Genomic DNA, 14,596 nt, shown 5'->3' with positions numbered 1-14,596 from the left:
TGCGGGAAGCCCCATATTGCGTTGCAACAAGACAAACGGAAACGCCCGCGCGCACAGCTCTTTCAGGAGTTTCCCATGCTCGCGGTACTGAGCCACGCTCTTCCCTCCCGCATCCCCACCGAGTCCGAGGCCGAGTCCGGCTTCTTCTCCCTCGTCACCCGGATCGTCCACGCCGTCCATGCCGAGCGCCTGCGCCGGCGCGACGAGGCGATCGGCAGCTTCATCGAGGCCCGCGGCGGCCGGGTGACCGACGATCTCGAGCGTCAGATCGGGCAGTTCTTCTGCTGATCCACGCGCGGTCCGAGACGCTTCAACCCCCTCCCCGAACAGGCGAGGGGGTTTTTGCGTGTCGGCGCGGGTGACGGCTCACGCCGCCAGCGCCATCGGCCGCGCGGCCTCGGCCGCCACCAAAGCGGCGAGGTCCGGCACCGGCACGGGCCGGCCGGTGGCCTGGACGAGGCCGGCCGCTCCCGCCAGCGCCCCCGGGACCAGTTCCAGCCCGAGGAAGCGCTCGCGGGCGTAGGGGCCCGGCAGCCAGAGGGCGCCCACCGCCTCGGGGGTGAAGCCGAAGCGGGCGTAGTAGGGCGCGTCCCCGACCAGGATCACGGCGCGGTGGCCGAGCGCCGTTGCCCGGGCGAGCGCGTCGCGCATCAGCGTGCCCCCGACGCCGAGGCCCTGCAGGCCGGGATCGACCGCAATCGGGCCGAGCATCAGGGCCGGGCGGCGCGGGCCGGCGGCCACGTTCCACAGGCGCACGCTGCCCACGAGGCGGCCGTCCAGCTCGGCCACCAGGGCGAGGCCCTCGGCCGGCAGGCGGTTCTCGCGCAGGCGCTCGCAGGTCTTGGCGAAGCGGGCCTCGCCGAAGCAGGTGTCGAGGAGCCGCTCGCGGGCGGCGATGTCGGTGGCGCGCTCGATGCGGATCTGAATCACGGCCGTAGCCTCCCGAAACTCGAAGGGAGAGAACAGCCCTCGCACCCGCGGCGCGCCTTGGCGCCCGCGGGCCGTCCGGGACCGGGGTGGGGTGCAGGACGCGGCCGGCCCGCCTCCGTCGGGGGAGGGGGCCGGCGCGAGTGGGGGCGGCGCCGCGGCGCCGCCGCACGCGATCGATCAGATCACGTAGGAGGCCAGCGGCGGGAAGCCGTTGAACGCCACCGCCGCGTAGGTGGTGGTGTAGGCCCCGGCTCCCTCGATCAGCACCTTGTCGCCGATGGAGAGCGACACGGGCAGCGGGTAGGGGGTCTTCTCGTAGAGCACGTCGGCCGAGTCGCAGGTCGGGCCGGCGAGCACGCAGGGGACCGTGCGGTCCTCGTCGTGCTCGGTGACGATGCGGTAGCGGATCGACTCGTCCATCGTCTCGGCGAGGCCGCCGAACTTGCCGATATCCAGGTAGACCCAGCGCACCTCGTCGGCGGCGTCGGACTTCTTCGAGACGAGGACGACCTCCGCCTCGATGATCCCGGCGTTGCCGACCATGCCGCGGCCCGGCTCGATGATCGTCTCCGGCATGCGGTTGCCGAAGTGCTTGGTGAGCGCCCGGAAGATCGCGCCGCCGTAGGATTCCACGCCCGGCACCTCCTTGAGGTACTTGGTCGGGAAGCCGCCGCCGAGGTTCACCATCGACAGGCCGATGCCCCGCTCCGCGCATTCGCGGAAGATCATCGCCGCCGAGGCCAGCGCCCCGTCCCAGGCCTCGGTGTTGCCCTGCTGCGAGCCGACGTGGAAGGACACGCCGTAGGCGCGCAGGCCCTGGCGGTGGGCGTGCTCCAGCACGTCGACCGCCATCTCGGGCACGCAGCCGAACTTGCGCGAGAGCGGCCACTCGGCGCCCGCGCCGTCGCAGAGGATGCGGCAGAACACCTGCACGTCCTGCGCGGCCACGCCGGCGGCCTCGGCCGCGCGGGCGATCTTCTCCACCTCGACCTGGCAGTCGACCGCGAAGAGGCGCACGCCGAGGGCGAGCGCGCGGGTGATGCAGCGCTCCTTCTTGATCGTGTTGCCGAAGGAGATGCGGTCCGCGGTGGCGCCGGCGGCGAGCGCCATCTGGATCTCCACCACCGAGGCGGTGTCGAAGCAGGATCCCAGCGACGCGAGCAGGCCCAGCACCTCCGGCGCCGGGTTCGCCTTGACGGCGTAGAACACGCGGGTGTCGGGCAGCGCGCGGGCGAAGGCCTCGTAGTTGTCGCGCACGACATCGAGGTCGAGGACCATCACCGGACCCTCGTCACGGCCCAGGTCACGGCGAGCGCGCAGGAAATCGCGGATGCGATCGGTCATGATCATCCCCCACCAAAGGCTCAAGGGGGCCCCGCGCGGGAACCCGATGTGAAGATCAGACGGCGCGAAGCCGTCCGGCGTCAGGGGGCGGTGCGACGCGACGCGGGCGGGCTGTGGAGACACGCCGTGCGTCGCGGGCGCAGAGCACCCGGAAGCTGCCTTGGATTGGAGCGGGATGACCCGATCCGCACATGGGGCAAGGAGAAACAAGCCTCTTCGGTGTCGACCTTTGGAGGGCCGACGAGACCAAAAAAGCCCGTTCGTCGTTGCTTTAAGCTGCGTCCCCCGTGGAGAGCGGGGTTCGCCGGTTTCGCCTCCGGCTGCCGGTTGTTGTCGGGGTCCGGTGTCGCCACCTGGATGCCGGCCGGAGGGATCCACCCTTTCGACCATCGATCCTTTAAGACCCCTGGCGGCTGTCCGGCCTCTTGTCCGGATGCCCACCAACCGGCACGCGGCCACAGGCACGTGCGAAATTGGGCAAGGCGGTAGATACGGAGGGCGGCCCCCCACGGCAAGGGTGAAATCGCGATTTTCCGCAGAAAATCCGTGGGGTGGCGGATCTGCCACGGGACCGGCGGCGCGGCGGGGCGGTTCCGGCACCGCACCCCTTCTCAAGGGGCCGCGAACCGGTCATTCACGCCCTCGCCGAGCTCCCGCCGGGGGGCTCGCCGAGGGGAGCAGACCACCGACATGACGATCGACCCATCGCGCCGCGCGCTGCTGGCGGGCCTGCTCGCCGGGGCCGCGCTCCCGCCCGCGGCCCGCGCCCAGGTCGGGCCGACCCAGCCGGGGCCGAGCGCGCTGCCCGCCGCGCCGCCCTCCGGGCCGACGCCGTTCCGCTTCGACGACGTGGTCCGCCGCGCCCGCGATCTCGCGGGGGCGCCCTTCGAGGCCGGCCTGCCCGCCCTGCCGGGTCCTCTCGCCGGGCTCGACTACGACGCGTGGCGCGACATCCGCTTCAAGCCCGACAAGGCCCTGCTCGGCGATCAGGGCGGTCCGTTCCGGCTTCAGCTCTTCCACCTCGGCTTCCTGTTCAAGCGGCCCGTCACCGTGAACGTGGTGCGCGACGGCGTGCCGACGCCGATTCCCTACCAGACCGGCCAGTTCGATTTCGGCCGCACCAAGCTCGACGGGCCGCTGCCGCTCAACCTCGGCTTCGCGGGCTTCCGCCTGCACTATCCCCTCAACAAGCCGACCGTGTTCGACGAACTGATCGCGTTCCTCGGCGCCAGCTACTTCCGCTTCCTCGGCCGCGATCAGCTCTACGGCCTCTCGGCCCGGGGCCTCGCCGTCAACGTGGAGGCGGAGGGCGGGCCCGAGGAGTTCCCGTTCTTCCGCGAGTTCTGGATCGAACTGCCCCCCAAGCACGCCGACCGGGCGGTGATCTACGGGCTCCTCGACAGCGCCGCCTGCACGGGCGCCTACCAGTTCCTGGTCTATCCGGGCGAGGAGACGGTGGTGGACGTGCGCGTCTCGCTGCATCCGCGCCGGGAGGTGGCCGGGATCGGGCTCGCGCCGCTGACCTCGATGTACTTCGTCGGGGAAAACGACCGCCACCACTCGGACGATTACCGGCCGGAACTGCACGATTCCGACGGGCTCCTGATGCAGTCGGGGAGCGGCGAATGGATCTGGCGGCCGCTGCGCAACCCGCAGGAGCGCTGGATCTCCTCCTTCCAGGACCGCGACCCGAAGGGCTTCGGCCTGATGCAGCGCGACCGGGTGTTCGAGAACTACCAGGACCTGGAGGCCTTCTACCACCGCCGCCCGAGCTACTGGGTCGAGCCGCAGGGGGCCTGGGGGGAGGGGAGCGTGCGCCTCGTCGAACTCCCCACGAGCAACGAGACCCACGACAACGTCGTCGCCTACTGGCAGCCGCGTCAGCCGCTCGCGGCGGGCCAGGCGATCGAACTCTCCTACCTGCTGCGGTCGCTCGGCGAGAGCGAGGGGCTGCATCCCGGCGCCCGGGTGGTGAACACCTACGTGGCGAGGTCCGCCGCGAGCGGGGCGCCCGCCGAGGCGCCGGACCCCCTGGCGCGCCGCTTCCTCATCGACTTCTCCGGCGGCGATCTCGCCTACTGGCTCGCGGAGCCGAAGGCGGTGGAGATCGTGCCCTCGACCACGCAGGGTCGGATCGTGGCGACCTCGCTCGTCCCGAACCTGCACGTGAAGGGCTTCCGGGCGGCGCTCGACGTGCGGCTCGACCATCCGGGCCAGTCGACGGACCTGCGGGCCTTCCTGCGGGCGAAGGGGCGCACGCTCTCGGAGACCTGGACCTATCCGTGGAACGCGGCGTGACCGCGCCCGTCACGATCCGCCCGGCCGTGCGGGCGGATCTCGACGCCCTCGTCGCCCTGGAGAAAGCCGCCTTCGCGAGCGACCGCGCCGAGCGGCGGGCGATCCGCCACGCCATCGCGTCGCCGACCATGTCGCTCCTCGTCGCCCTCGACCGCGAGGTGCTGGTCGGGGCCGCGACCCTGGAGCGGCGGCGCACCAGCCGGCGGGCGCGGCTGAGTTCCATCGCGGTGTCGCCGGCCCGCGCCGGGACCGGGCTCGGGCGCGTCCTGCTCGACGCGGCCGAGGCCGAGGCGCGCCGGCACGGCTGCACGCGGCTGCGGCTCGAGGTGCGGGAGGATAACGGGCCGGGCATCCGGCTCTACGAGCGGGCGGGCTACACCCGGTTCGAGACCGTGCCCGACTATTACGAGGATGGCACCACCGCCTGGCGCTACGAGAAGCCGCTGGCCCCGTGACCCGGGGATGACATAACGTCGCCCCGGGTCGAGCCAGCGGGACAGGGTCGGGGCGAACCATGCGCATCCTCCCCACCGGCTCCTCCGGCTGGCTCGGGCGCACGCTCGCCCCGCGCCTGCGCGCGGCGGGCCACGCGGTCACCGGCCTCGACGTGGCGCCCGGCCGCGAGACCGCGGTGGTCGGTTCGGTCTGCGACCGCGCCCTGGTCGCGCGGACGCTGGCGCGCGCGGGAATCGACGCGATCGTCCACGCGGGCGGCCTGCACAAGCCGGACATCGCCCGCGTCCCGCCGCAGGCCTTCGTCGACGTCAACGTGACCGGGACCCTGACCCTGCTCGAGGCCGCGGCGGCGGCCGGCCACGACCGCTTCGTCTTCACCTCGACCACCTCGCTGATGATCTCGGAGGCGATCCGGGCGGAGACGCACCGGGCCGCCCTCTGGCTCGACGAGGAGAGCGGCCCGCTCGAACCCCGCAACATCTACGGCGTCACCAAGCTCGCGGCCGAGGGGCTGTGCCGCCTCTACGCCCGCGAGCGCGGGCTCGCCTGCGTGGTGCTGCGCACCGGCCGCTTCTTTCCGGAGGAGGACGACAGCGACCGGGCGCTCCCGGGCCCGAACCTCAAGGCCAACGAGTTCCTGAACCGGCGCCTCACCGTCGAGGACGCCGCGCAGGCGCATCTCGCGGCCCTCGACCGCGCCCCGGGGCTCGGCTTCGGGCTCTACGTGATCAGCGCGCCGACGCCCTTCCGCCGGGAGGACGCGGCCGAGATCGGGACGGATGCCGCCCGCGCGGTGGCGCGGCTCTTCCCGGACGCGCCCGCCCTCTACGCGGCGCGGGGCTGGCGGCTGCCGGCCCGGATCGGGCGCGTCTACGATTCGGCCCGCGCGGAGCGGGATCTCGGCTTCCGCTGCCGCACCGATTTCGCGGCGATCCTGGCCGCCCTGCGCGAGGGCCGGAACCCGCCCGTCGCGCACGATCCGTCCTACGCCTCGCCCTGGGCCTCGGCCGGCGCGGGCTGCGGGGCGCCGGGCTGACGGCCCCGGTCACTCGCGCGGCACGAGGCGCCCCGCGACGGTCAGCACGAGGCAGACCGCGCCGAGGGCGAATTCCCAGCGGCGGATGTCGCCACCGATCGAGGCCACGACCGCCTGCCCGATCAGGACGATCCCGACGAGGGGCGGGCCGGCCGTCAGGGCGAGCCGCAGGGGCGTGCGCCAGGTGGTCGGCCGGTCCGCCATGCGCCGCGCCGTCAGCGCGCGGTGTTCGCGGCCGTCTGGCCGAACATGACCTTCTTGGCCTCCTCGGACATCGTCGGCTGCTGGTTGATCTCCGCGGCCCGGGCGTAGGCGGCCTTGGTGCCGGGACGCTCCGCGATGGCCGCGAACCAGCGCTTCAGGTGCGGGTGGTCGCCGAGGTTCTGGCGCTGGCGCTCGTGGGGCACGATCCACGGATAGATCGCCATGTCGGCGATGCTGTAATCCGGCCCGGCCACGAACTCCCGGTCGGCGAGGCGCCGGTCGAGCACGCCGTAGAGCCGGTTGGTCTCGTTCACGTAGCGGTTGATCGCGTAGGGGATCTGCTCGGGCGCGTACTGGACGAAGTGGTGGTTCTGGCCGGCCATCGGGCCGAGGCCGCCCATCTGCCAGAACAGCCACTGCAGCACCTCGGCCCGGCCGCGCAGGTCGGCCGGGACGAAGCGCCCGGTCTTCTCGGCGAGGTAGAGGAGGATCGCGCCCGACTCGAACAGCGAGACCGGCGCGCCGCCGCCCGCCGGCTCCCGATCGACGATCGCCGGGATGCGGTTGTTGGGCGCGATCTTCAGGAAGTCGGGCTGAAACTGCTCGCCCTTGCCGATGTTGACCGGGTGGATGGTGTAGGGGAGCCCGGCCTCCTCCAGGAACATCGTCACCTTGTGACCGTTCGGCGTGGTCCAGTAATAGAGGTCGATCATCGTGGGCTCCGAGCAGGCGCGCCTGAGGCGACGCCGCGGAGGTGGGGCGGCCCGCGGCCGAGATCAAGCCGCGGGCGGCCGGACGGGCCCGTGCGCTGCCCTTGCGTCAGGCCGCCGAGGCGCGGAAGGGCGCCGCTTCGGCGAGGAGGGGGCCGACGATGCCGCTCGTCGCGGCGATGCTGCTCCAGAGCTCCTGCGAGATCTCGAACAGGCCCGCATAGGTCATGACGCGGCCGATCCGGACCGGCGGGCCGAGCGTCTCGGCCGGGCAGCTGGCGGCGCGGAAGATCCGCGCCATGCGGGCGTCGTAGACGGAGACGATGTGGCTGAGCCCGGCCCGCTGGCCGACCTCGACCAGCCCGCAGAGCAGTTCCGTCGTCACCCGGTGGATGCGGGCCCCCGCGTCGGTGGCGAGGTCTGGATCCATGCAGAAGCGCGAACTCTCCCAGATGTTCGGGCTCTCGACGATCAGGCCGTCCGGCAGGAGCACCGGGAATACGTCGCGCAGCATGTTGGGCCCGGTCGTCGGCAGCAGCCGCACCGATCCTTCGAGCGCACCCGTCCACGGATTCACCGACATGATGTAGAGCGGATCGCAATCGTCGAAGATGTCGCGCTCGCGGCCGTTCTCGACCTTGACATCCCACTTTAATCTTTCGTGAAATACGCGGGCGCGCAGCACGAACATGTCGTCGATGAGCTTCTTGTAATCGGAGAGGTTGGCGGTTTCGACGATGTGAAGCATGCGATTTGCCTCCGGTTAACCGGTGGCAAATTATTCCGATGCTAATGTGGCGCGTACCCGGTGGAAACGCCGGGTTTACGACGGGATCAGGATCAGGTTGTGGTGGAGGGCTTTCGCGACCGCGTGCGTCACGTTGGCGGCATTGAGCTTCACGCGGGCCAGGTCGATGTAGAAGCGGACGGTCTTCTCCGAGATGCCGAGGATCTTGGCCGTCTCCCAATCGGTCTTGCCGCAGGCCTTCCACCGCAGGCAGTCCAGTTCGCGCGGGGACAGGTTGATCGGCGGAGGTTGCGGCCGGTGCGACCGCGTCGCGATGTTGTGGATGTAGTAGGCGATGGTCTGGAAGTCGCGGATCAGGTGGGGGGCGTCGCGGCTCCACTCGGCCGGGCTGGCGTTGCTGGTGATCGTGAACAGCGCGCGCTCGCCGGCGCGGCCCCGGACCGGGAAGGTCAGGCCGTTCCTCCCGACCCCGAACTCCGCCGCTTCCCCAAAGAACCGCTTGACGCGGCTCCCCGTCGTGTCGAGCTCGTTCCAGTTGACCGGCAGCAAAGAAGAAAATCCTGCTCTGAGGACCGGATCTATCGCAAAATACTTCTTCGAACGATAATGCTCGATCCACTCTTGAGAATAGGTCACGAACAGGCAGGGATCGCTGGTCGTTGCGTTGACGGCATTAAGCCCAAAATATGCGGCGCTCTTCAGATTATAAATCACGCAGATTTTATTCAGAAGCTCAGAAATGCCGGCGGCGTCCGTCTTCTCGATGAGCTCGATCACCTTGAAAAAGCAACCTTCCAGCTCAGACATGAAAACGGTCTCGCTGTGTTCGGGAGGCCGTCACGATAGGGTGAAAAGTTCGAAAATACAAGTAAGACGTGCAACTTACAACAGATGCTGAGAAATTCCACCTCCAGTTGTTGCGACAGTCTCTTTCATGTATATTGATAATCCATTTTTCCATGCTGGGTTGCTGGCGTCCTTGCGGCCCCGAGATCGCGTCCGGCACTGGGACGGTCCGCCGGCGGCGGCCGATCGGGGCCGGATCGCTCTCCGAGGCGCCGTCCCGCCGCGGCCCGGAACGATCGTCCCGCTGGACCGGCCCGTTCCCTCGCGAGGGCCGAACGCTCAGGTGAAGTGCCAGACCTGGGTGCCGGCGTAGCCGCTCAGCACCAGGCTGTCGCGTCCCGACCCGTCCACGTCCGCCAGCGCCCGCACCGTCGTGGCCGGGTCCCAGCCCTCCTGGTAGCCGAAATCCCCGATCGTCTTCGTCGGGTCCATCGTGAAGCTCAGGTGACCGGAAGCGTCCCGCGAGCCCAGCGCCACGAAGGTCGACGAGGCCCCGAACCCCACGATGTCGGGCGTCCCGTCCCCGTTCACGTCCCCCACCAGCCGCGGCGTCAGCGCGTTCGACCAGCCCTGGTTCGTGCCGAAATCCGCGATGGCGAGGTGCAGCGCCCCGAAGGGCTGCCCGCCGTGGCTCGCCGGGTCCTGCCCCTCGGCCACGAACACGCCCGCCGCCCCGAAGGCCAGGATGTCGTCGGTGCCCGTCACCGCGTCGTGCACGACGAGCCGCTGAGTATTCTGGTCGGTCCAGCCCTGCGCCCGGCCGAGGTCGGTGCTGCCGCCGAAGGTGGCGGTCTGGACCGGGCCCAGCGTGTACTGGTGGCTGGAGGGATCCTCCTGGCCGTAGGCGAAGACGGTGCCCTGCGGGCCCATGCCGATGAAGTCGGCGACGCCGTCGTGGTTGAGGTCGACGATGTTCCCGTCGCTGTCGAGGAAGGTGCGCACGTCCGTGAGTTGGTCCCAGCCGGCATTGTTGCCGACGCTCGCCGGCAGCACGGTGGCCTGGGAGGCGTCGGCGCCCGGGGCGAAGGCCTGGCCGCCGACTACGATGCCGTCGTTGCCGAAGCCCAGGATGGAGGCGTAGGCGTCGCTGGTGCTGGTCTTGAGGATCTGGAAGCCGTTGTGCGGGGTCCAGCCCTGCTGGGTGCCGAAGTTCGCGTAGAAGTGCGGGGCGCTGTCGTAGGTCGGCGTGGCGGTGGCGCCGCCGGCGGCATCGCCCTGAGCCGTCCGGCCGGTCGCGCTGTACCAGTACACGCCGGCATCGCCCTGGCCGTAGATGCTGGCGGCGACCCCGGCTCCGGTCACGGCGGCGCCGCGCTGGGCCTCGGCCGTGTAGCCCTGGTCGATGCCGAAATCCTGGATCACCGCCGCCGGACTGGCGAAGCTCGCTCCCGTCCGGCCCGCGGAACCGGGGATACCGGAGGCGACGAAGGTGGCGCCGGTCCCGAACGCCACGTAGTCGGCGCTGCCGTTGCCGTCGAGGTCCCTGAGCTGGCGAGGGGTGTTCGCGCCCTGCCAGCCCTGCGCCAGCCCGAAATCGTCGAGCGGTGCGGAGCCGCGGATCCCGCTCGGCCAGACGGTCCCGGACGGGGCGAGGCCCACTTGGTCCGCGCTGGTCAGGGTCGCGCCGGCGCCACCCGATTGCGCGGCGATCGCCGCGACGAGCGACGACCCGGGCTGCGTCGACAGCGTCGCCCAGCGCTCGCCCGGATTGAGCGCCATGCTCCAATTGTTGTACAGATGAGTCGCGCTCGACAGTCGATAGAAAACATTGTTCGTATGATAGTCACCATTTTGCTTAAAAAATGAATCGCCGTCGTTGAGATAGACTGCATTGTCGTGGAAATTCAGACTCCCCCGTCTGTACGTGTTGTCCATGAATACGTTCGCCATCGCGGAAGCGGTATTGTTCTGATTGGCGATCGTGTTGTGGCCGACATCCATGTTGGAGAATGTACTCGCGAAATTCCCACCACCGTTGTGGATGACGAGGAAATCGCCGCTGTTCAAGCTGACATTGTTGCTGATTGAGATGTTGCTCAGTGAGCTTGATATCCCGCCGGCTTCCAGGAATCCGACATTATTCTCGGCCCAATTGTCGTGGATGCTGATGTCCGACATGGTGCCGAACAGCTCGATAGCGCCGCCATCGTATCCGTAATCGTAGCTTCTGGCCCGCGCATTGACGATGCGCGTGTAAGAGACCTCGTTGCGGCTGTTGCCGATGACCACACCGACCGCGCCATAATCGTCATCGGGCACGTTCGCGGTGTTCTTGACCATGTTCAGGTCGTGGAAGTAGCTGTGCGTGACCAGGTTGTCGGTGCCGTTCAGCAGAACGCCCTCGCCCACGTTCGTGGCCTCGACGTTCCTGATCGTAACGCGGCTGGAACTGGCCTTGACGTTCACGCCCGCCTGAGCGGCCTGCGCGATCGCGAGGCCGTCGATCACGATGGACCGTGCGCCGTCGAGGAGGATGCCGTCGGAGTAGCCGCCGGCGGCGTTGCGGATGACCGGAGCCGGACCGGAGCCGTAGCGGGTGAAGGTGATGGGGGCGGCCTCGGTGCCCCGGGCGGAGATGACGAGGGCGCCGGTCCCCGGGGCATCGGCGGTGTAGGTGGTCCCGGCCTTGAACGCCACGGTGTCGCCGGGCTGCAGCCGGAGTCTCGCGACGGCCGCCAGGCTGGCCAGGGGCGCGTCGGCCGAGAGCCCGCTGTTCCCGTCGCTCGCGGCGGAGGAAGACCCATCAACGTAGTAAGTTGCCATCGCGGGTCGTCCGAACGGGCAAAGTGTCGTCCGTAGGGAACGCTCCCCAAGGAAAGGAATTCTTTCTTAGAGTGCGTCGGGCCGGCGAATCTTCGCGCGAGGAAAACGAACCGTTAACGGGGACGGCCGGCGGTGAGGTTTCGGATCATCCGCGAGGGAATGGTTGAGCGGGCGGGCGCCTCCGCCGGGTGCGCCGTCCCGCTGCTCCCGGGCCGCGCTCTCGGTCGCGCGGGGCAACCCCCGGATCCTTCGGCGATGGTCCGGGCCCGGTCGGCGCGGGACCGCGGCCGCCCGACCGCGTCTGCTTGCCGGAGCTTCGATCCAGCGTGATCTCGAACAGGTGCCGGTCTCGCTCCCGGCCGCGCCCGACGGCCGTTCGGCTGCCGCCGGCCGGATGGGAACCGGTGAGGGCAGGTCGAGGCCGGCGCGGGCGGTGCAGGCGACCGGCGTGTGCACTGCACGGCTGCCGGAATTGCAGGTTTTCTCCGACGCACTTAATCTCGAAAAATGGCTTTCATCACATGATCGCCGCGATGCACCGGTCTCTCGCTCGCAGATCGTGGTTGAAAAGAGGGGGAATGATACGATGCCTTTCTTTGATTTTATTGAAATCGGGACGTCAGATTTCGACACGATTGCTCAATCTTCTGGACATCATTCGAGAGGCCTCTCGATCGACCCTGTCTCGATTTATCTGGAAAAACTTCCACAGGGCGCGGACTGCGTAAAGTTGAACGCGGCAATTTCAGACTACGACGGCGAATTGTATGTCTATTATATTGAGCCGGAGGCCATCGCGGCGCACGGTCTGCCGGACTGGATCAGGGGATGTAGCTCGATCAACTCACTGCATCCGACAGCCTCTCGCGTCATCCGGGAGATGAAGGTCCCGAATGACATCGTCAAGAAGCGAAAAGTGCCCGTCTACACTCTGATGTCAGTGGTGAAAAAATACGGCATATCTGGAATTCACACGCTCAAAGTCGACACGGAGGGGCATGATTGTGTGATCATCAACAAATTTTTTGACGATTGTACGATAGATCTTTATCCGCACGATTTGTTTTTCGAACACAATATATTGAGTGACAACGATAAGGTCCACCGCCTGGTGGCGAGGCTTCTCATCGAGGGCTACGATATCGTCCGGGCCCAGATGGTCGAGACCGGCTCCGACATCCACCTGAAGCTGAATATCCGTCGACTCGCCAATCGCCATCGATTCACTGATGAAATAGCTGGATATTTCCTTTCGAAATACCCGGACGGCTACAATCCCGATGATCCTCCCCATGATAACACACTCGGTTCGGCGATGGACTATTGCAAGGCGACGAACAATGGTGGGGTCACGTACCAGTACGGCCGCTACGAGGTTCGTGAGGGACAATATCTGTTGAGGGATGCCGTCGTGGCGGATCTGAAATCGTGGGTCCTGCTGCCTTGACGACACGGCGATGCTCGCCCTGCGCCCCCCGGGCAGGATTCGACCGCCCGCGCTGCGGGACGGTCTGGTGCGCGTGATCGGGTCCGTTTCGTCGGGGCCGACTTCAGAAGATCATGGACGCCGCGCGCCGTCACGGCGGTCGGGACCGACCCTTCCCGGGCGAGGACGTCGCGGACGACCTGAAGCGCCGCGACGCGGAAGGGATGTCCTTCAGCGACCGCGAGGACGGGCCGCAGCGCACGGGCGGCCCGTCGATCGCCGGACTCAACCGGATGCTGCGGGATCAGTCCCGGGGTAGCGAAGAGATGACGAGGCGCCGCTTCGGCACTCAGGCGGGGCTTACGCATTCGACCGCGACCGGATCCGTGCACATCACCCTGGAGGACATGCCGGGCGTGAAGGCGCGGACCCGAACGGCGGGCCCCTTCCGAGAGACGCGCGTCTCTCACCGGGGGCAGATGGACGCCGCGTGAGCCGGGTCATAGCACGCGGCTCCGGCCATGCAGGGCACTCTCGCTCCGGCTCGCCCCTAGACTTGGTTAGACTTGCTTCTTCCGTAGAAAGTTGCTTGTATTAGAGCGCTTTCACGCGGAGGGGGTAGATGGCGATGCCTCGGTCCATGATCTGTGCGGCGATCATTCTTGCTTCGACTGCGATTTGCCCGCCGCTAGCAGAGGCGGCCTCATGCTCAGAACGGAACCAACAGTGTATCAAGTTCTGCAACGGAGCATCTTCCGGAGGGAGAACCGGCACGAACTGCCATTCGAAATGTGCTGACGCGAATGCGCAGTGCATGAAGGACGGATGCTACAACACTCCCATGCGAAGCGGCTGCGGATTCACAAAGTCATGAATCCCACCGCCAAGGGATCAAACGACTCCGCTCCGGCTGCGGAGGGTGCTGCGGATCTCGCGGCGGTGCTCGTCGCCGGCACGGGTTGGGCGCTGTCTGATGCGCAGAGGGGGAGGCGGCTGCCGTTGCGCGGCGATTGCGTGCTCAACGCCGCAGGCGGCATGGCCGCGTGCTTGATTGAGACGCCGACCCCGCCGGGGGGCTTGCCTTGTCGGTCGTCCTGCGGCGGCGCGTGGTGCTCCTCGTGGGCCGAGGTGAGAGCACCGCACCGTCCGCGTGGCCGGGCTCAGCCGATCGCGCGAACGGGCAGTGAACACCGGTCGGGAATTGGGTCGGGCGTTTTCGTCCCGACCGGTTCCCGACGTTGCGCTTGCGTTCCTGCGTGTGGCCCCTGTGCCGCTTGCGAGGCGGAGCCGGAACCGGTACAGCACCAAGCCGGTAGCCGGTCGCGGGGCGTAGCGCAGTCTGGTAGCGCATCTGGTTTGGGACCAGAGGGTCGCTGGTTCGAATCCGGCCGCCCCGACCATCGGCCCCTCTTCGGAATCGAGACGGCATGCCGAGCGCCCGCATCTACAAGCCCGCCAAGGATCCCTCGCAGTCGGGCCTGGCCCGGACGAAGCAGTGGGTGCTGGAATTCGACCAGACCGCGCCGCGGGAGACCGAGCCGCTGATGGGCTGGACCTCGTCCTCCGACATGCTCCAGCAGGTGCGCCTGGAATTCGACACCAGCGAGGAGGCTGTCGCCTACGCGACCCGCGAGGGCATCGCCTACCGGCTCGAGGAGCCGAAGCCCGCCCTCCGCAAGGGCCTCTCCTACGCGGACAATTTCAAGTTCAACCGCACCGCCCCCTGGACGCATTAGCGCCTGTCGCGCACGCGTAGCTCCCGGTTCAGCGCGGGACGCGCGGCAGCCTCGGAGACCCGGCGCGTCCGACGGACCGGATCGCGGTCCGGGCCGGGG

Annotated in this window: 14 protein-coding genes and 1 tRNA gene; 8 read left to right on the top strand and 7 right to left on the bottom strand. The window is 68.5% G+C overall.

Annotated features, from left to right (window positions below; translation table 11 throughout):
• The first annotated feature begins 75 nt into the window (after positions 1 to 75).
• Positions 76 to 288: a hypothetical protein gene (locus ACW9J6_RS23495; protein ID WP_457118940.1), complete on the top strand. Its 213-nt coding sequence runs from the start codon at positions 76 to 78 to the stop codon at positions 286 to 288.
• Positions 289 to 366: 78 nt separating this feature from the next.
• On the opposite strand, the gene ACW9J6_RS23490 is transcribed toward ACW9J6_RS23495, so the two are convergent.
• Together ACW9J6_RS23490 and ACW9J6_RS23485 are read right to left on the bottom strand one after the other, a co-directional pair.
• Complete coding sequence (locus ACW9J6_RS23490; RefSeq protein WP_457118939.1) at positions 367 to 930, bottom strand: GNAT family N-acetyltransferase; 564 nt, start codon at positions 928 to 930, stop codon at positions 367 to 369.
• 177 nt (positions 931 to 1,107) lie between these two features.
• Positions 1,108 to 2,274 carry a type III PLP-dependent enzyme gene (locus ACW9J6_RS23485; RefSeq protein ID WP_457118938.1) on the bottom strand — a complete coding sequence of 389 codons (1,167 nt, stop codon included), beginning with the start codon at positions 2,272 to 2,274 and terminating at the stop codon, positions 1,108 to 1,110.
• Between the two features lie 690 nt (positions 2,275 to 2,964).
• Between ACW9J6_RS23485 and ACW9J6_RS23480 the strand changes: the two genes are divergently transcribed.
• Genes ACW9J6_RS23480 through ACW9J6_RS23470 form a run of 3 tightly spaced genes read left to right on the top strand, consistent with a single transcriptional unit; the run spans position 2,965 to position 6,064 of the window.
• Positions 2,965 to 4,572 carry a glucan biosynthesis protein gene (locus ACW9J6_RS23480; protein WP_457118937.1) on the top strand — a complete coding sequence of 536 codons (1,608 nt, stop codon included), beginning with the start codon at positions 2,965 to 2,967 and terminating at the stop codon, positions 4,570 to 4,572.
• The gene (locus ACW9J6_RS23475) at positions 4,545 to 5,027 is read left to right on the top strand and encodes an N-acetyltransferase family protein (protein WP_457118990.1); all 483 of its coding nucleotides are present in this window, start codon (positions 4,545 to 4,547) and stop codon (positions 5,025 to 5,027) included. Before ACW9J6_RS23480 ends, ACW9J6_RS23475 begins: the two co-directional genes overlap by 28 nt.
• 59 nt (positions 5,028 to 5,086) lie before the next feature.
• Positions 5,087 to 6,064, top strand: a complete 978-nt coding sequence (locus ACW9J6_RS23470) for an NAD-dependent epimerase/dehydratase family protein (RefSeq protein WP_457118936.1) — start codon at positions 5,087 to 5,089, stop codon at positions 6,062 to 6,064.
• Positions 6,065 to 6,073: 9 nt separating this feature from the next.
• Here the strand turns inward: ACW9J6_RS23470 and ACW9J6_RS23465 are convergent, their stop codons facing one another.
• From ACW9J6_RS23465 to ACW9J6_RS23445, 5 genes are all read right to left on the bottom strand, one after another.
• The gene (locus ACW9J6_RS23465; RefSeq protein WP_457118935.1) at positions 6,074 to 6,268 is read right to left on the bottom strand and encodes a hypothetical protein; all 195 of its coding nucleotides are present in this window, start codon (positions 6,266 to 6,268) and stop codon (positions 6,074 to 6,076) included.
• A gap of 11 nt (positions 6,269 to 6,279) precedes the next feature.
• Positions 6,280 to 6,981, bottom strand: a complete 702-nt coding sequence (locus ACW9J6_RS23460; RefSeq protein WP_457118934.1) for a glutathione binding-like protein — start codon at positions 6,979 to 6,981, stop codon at positions 6,280 to 6,282.
• A gap of 106 nt (positions 6,982 to 7,087) precedes the next feature.
• Complete coding sequence (locus ACW9J6_RS23455; protein ID WP_457118933.1) at positions 7,088 to 7,726, bottom strand: acyl-homoserine-lactone synthase; 639 nt, start codon at positions 7,724 to 7,726, stop codon at positions 7,088 to 7,090.
• Between the two features lie 75 nt (positions 7,727 to 7,801).
• A complete protein-coding gene (locus ACW9J6_RS23450; protein ID WP_457118932.1) occupies positions 7,802 to 8,533 on the bottom strand; it encodes a LuxR family transcriptional regulator in 732 nt (243 codons plus the stop codon).
• A gap of 318 nt (positions 8,534 to 8,851) precedes the next feature.
• Positions 8,852 to 11,335 (bottom strand): hypothetical protein, encoded by a 2,484-nt coding sequence (locus ACW9J6_RS23445; RefSeq protein WP_457118931.1) that lies wholly within the window; start codon positions 11,333 to 11,335, stop codon positions 8,852 to 8,854.
• A gap of 340 nt (positions 11,336 to 11,675) precedes the next feature.
• On the opposite strand from ACW9J6_RS23445, the gene ACW9J6_RS23440 reads away from it, so the two are divergent.
• The 4 genes from ACW9J6_RS23440 (at position 11,676) to ACW9J6_RS23425 (ending at position 14,497) form a co-directional block, all read left to right on the top strand.
• Positions 11,676 to 12,782 (top strand): FkbM family methyltransferase, encoded by a 1,107-nt coding sequence (locus tag ACW9J6_RS23440; protein ID WP_457118930.1) that lies wholly within the window; start codon positions 11,676 to 11,678, stop codon positions 12,780 to 12,782.
• Between the two features lie 113 nt (positions 12,783 to 12,895).
• The gene (locus tag ACW9J6_RS23435) at positions 12,896 to 13,255 is read left to right on the top strand and encodes a hypothetical protein (RefSeq protein WP_457118929.1); all 360 of its coding nucleotides are present in this window, start codon (positions 12,896 to 12,898) and stop codon (positions 13,253 to 13,255) included.
• 829 nt (positions 13,256 to 14,084) lie between these two features.
• Positions 14,085 to 14,161, top strand: a tRNA-Pro gene (locus ACW9J6_RS23430).
• 27 nt (positions 14,162 to 14,188) lie between these two features.
• Positions 14,189 to 14,497 (top strand): ETC complex I subunit, encoded by a 309-nt coding sequence (locus ACW9J6_RS23425; RefSeq protein WP_457118928.1) that lies wholly within the window; start codon positions 14,189 to 14,191, stop codon positions 14,495 to 14,497.
• The last annotated feature ends 99 nt before the right edge of the window (positions 14,498 to 14,596 follow it).

The sequence above is a fragment of the Methylobacterium sp. JK268 genome (assembly GCF_054052225.1).
Note: the sequence above shows the minus strand (reverse complement) of the source record. Positions and strands in the feature narration are given on the sequence as shown.

What these genes read in the sequence shown, in the direction of transcription:
- ACW9J6_RS23495 (WP_457118940.1), top strand. Translation starts at nt 76, where the DNA reads ATGCTCGCGGTACTGAGCCACGCTCTTCCCTCCCGCATCCCCACCGAG.
- ACW9J6_RS23485 (WP_457118938.1), bottom strand. Translation starts at nt 2,274, where the DNA reads ATGACCGATCGCATCCGCGATTTCCTGCGCGCTCGCCGTGACCTGGGC.
- ACW9J6_RS23480 (WP_457118937.1), top strand. Translation starts at nt 2,965, where the DNA reads ATGACGATCGACCCATCGCGCCGCGCGCTGCTGGCGGGCCTGCTCGCC.
- ACW9J6_RS23470 (WP_457118936.1), top strand. Translation starts at nt 5,087, where the DNA reads ATGCGCATCCTCCCCACCGGCTCCTCCGGCTGGCTCGGGCGCACGCTC.
- ACW9J6_RS23465 (WP_457118935.1), bottom strand. Translation starts at nt 6,268, where the DNA reads ATGGCGGACCGGCCGACCACCTGGCGCACGCCCCTGCGGCTCGCCCTG.
- ACW9J6_RS23460 (WP_457118934.1), bottom strand. Translation starts at nt 6,981, where the DNA reads ATGATCGACCTCTATTACTGGACCACGCCGAACGGTCACAAGGTGACG.
- ACW9J6_RS23455 (WP_457118933.1), bottom strand. Translation starts at nt 7,726, where the DNA reads ATGCTTCACATCGTCGAAACCGCCAACCTCTCCGATTACAAGAAGCTC.
- ACW9J6_RS23450 (WP_457118932.1), bottom strand. Translation starts at nt 8,533, where the DNA reads ATGTCTGAGCTGGAAGGTTGCTTTTTCAAGGTGATCGAGCTCATCGAG.
- ACW9J6_RS23445 (WP_457118931.1), bottom strand. Translation starts at nt 11,335, where the DNA reads ATGGCAACTTACTACGTTGATGGGTCTTCCTCCGCCGCGAGCGACGGG.
- ACW9J6_RS23435 (WP_457118929.1), top strand. Translation starts at nt 12,896, where the DNA reads ATGGACGCCGCGCGCCGTCACGGCGGTCGGGACCGACCCTTCCCGGGC.
- ACW9J6_RS23425 (WP_457118928.1), top strand. Translation starts at nt 14,189, where the DNA reads ATGCCGAGCGCCCGCATCTACAAGCCCGCCAAGGATCCCTCGCAGTCG.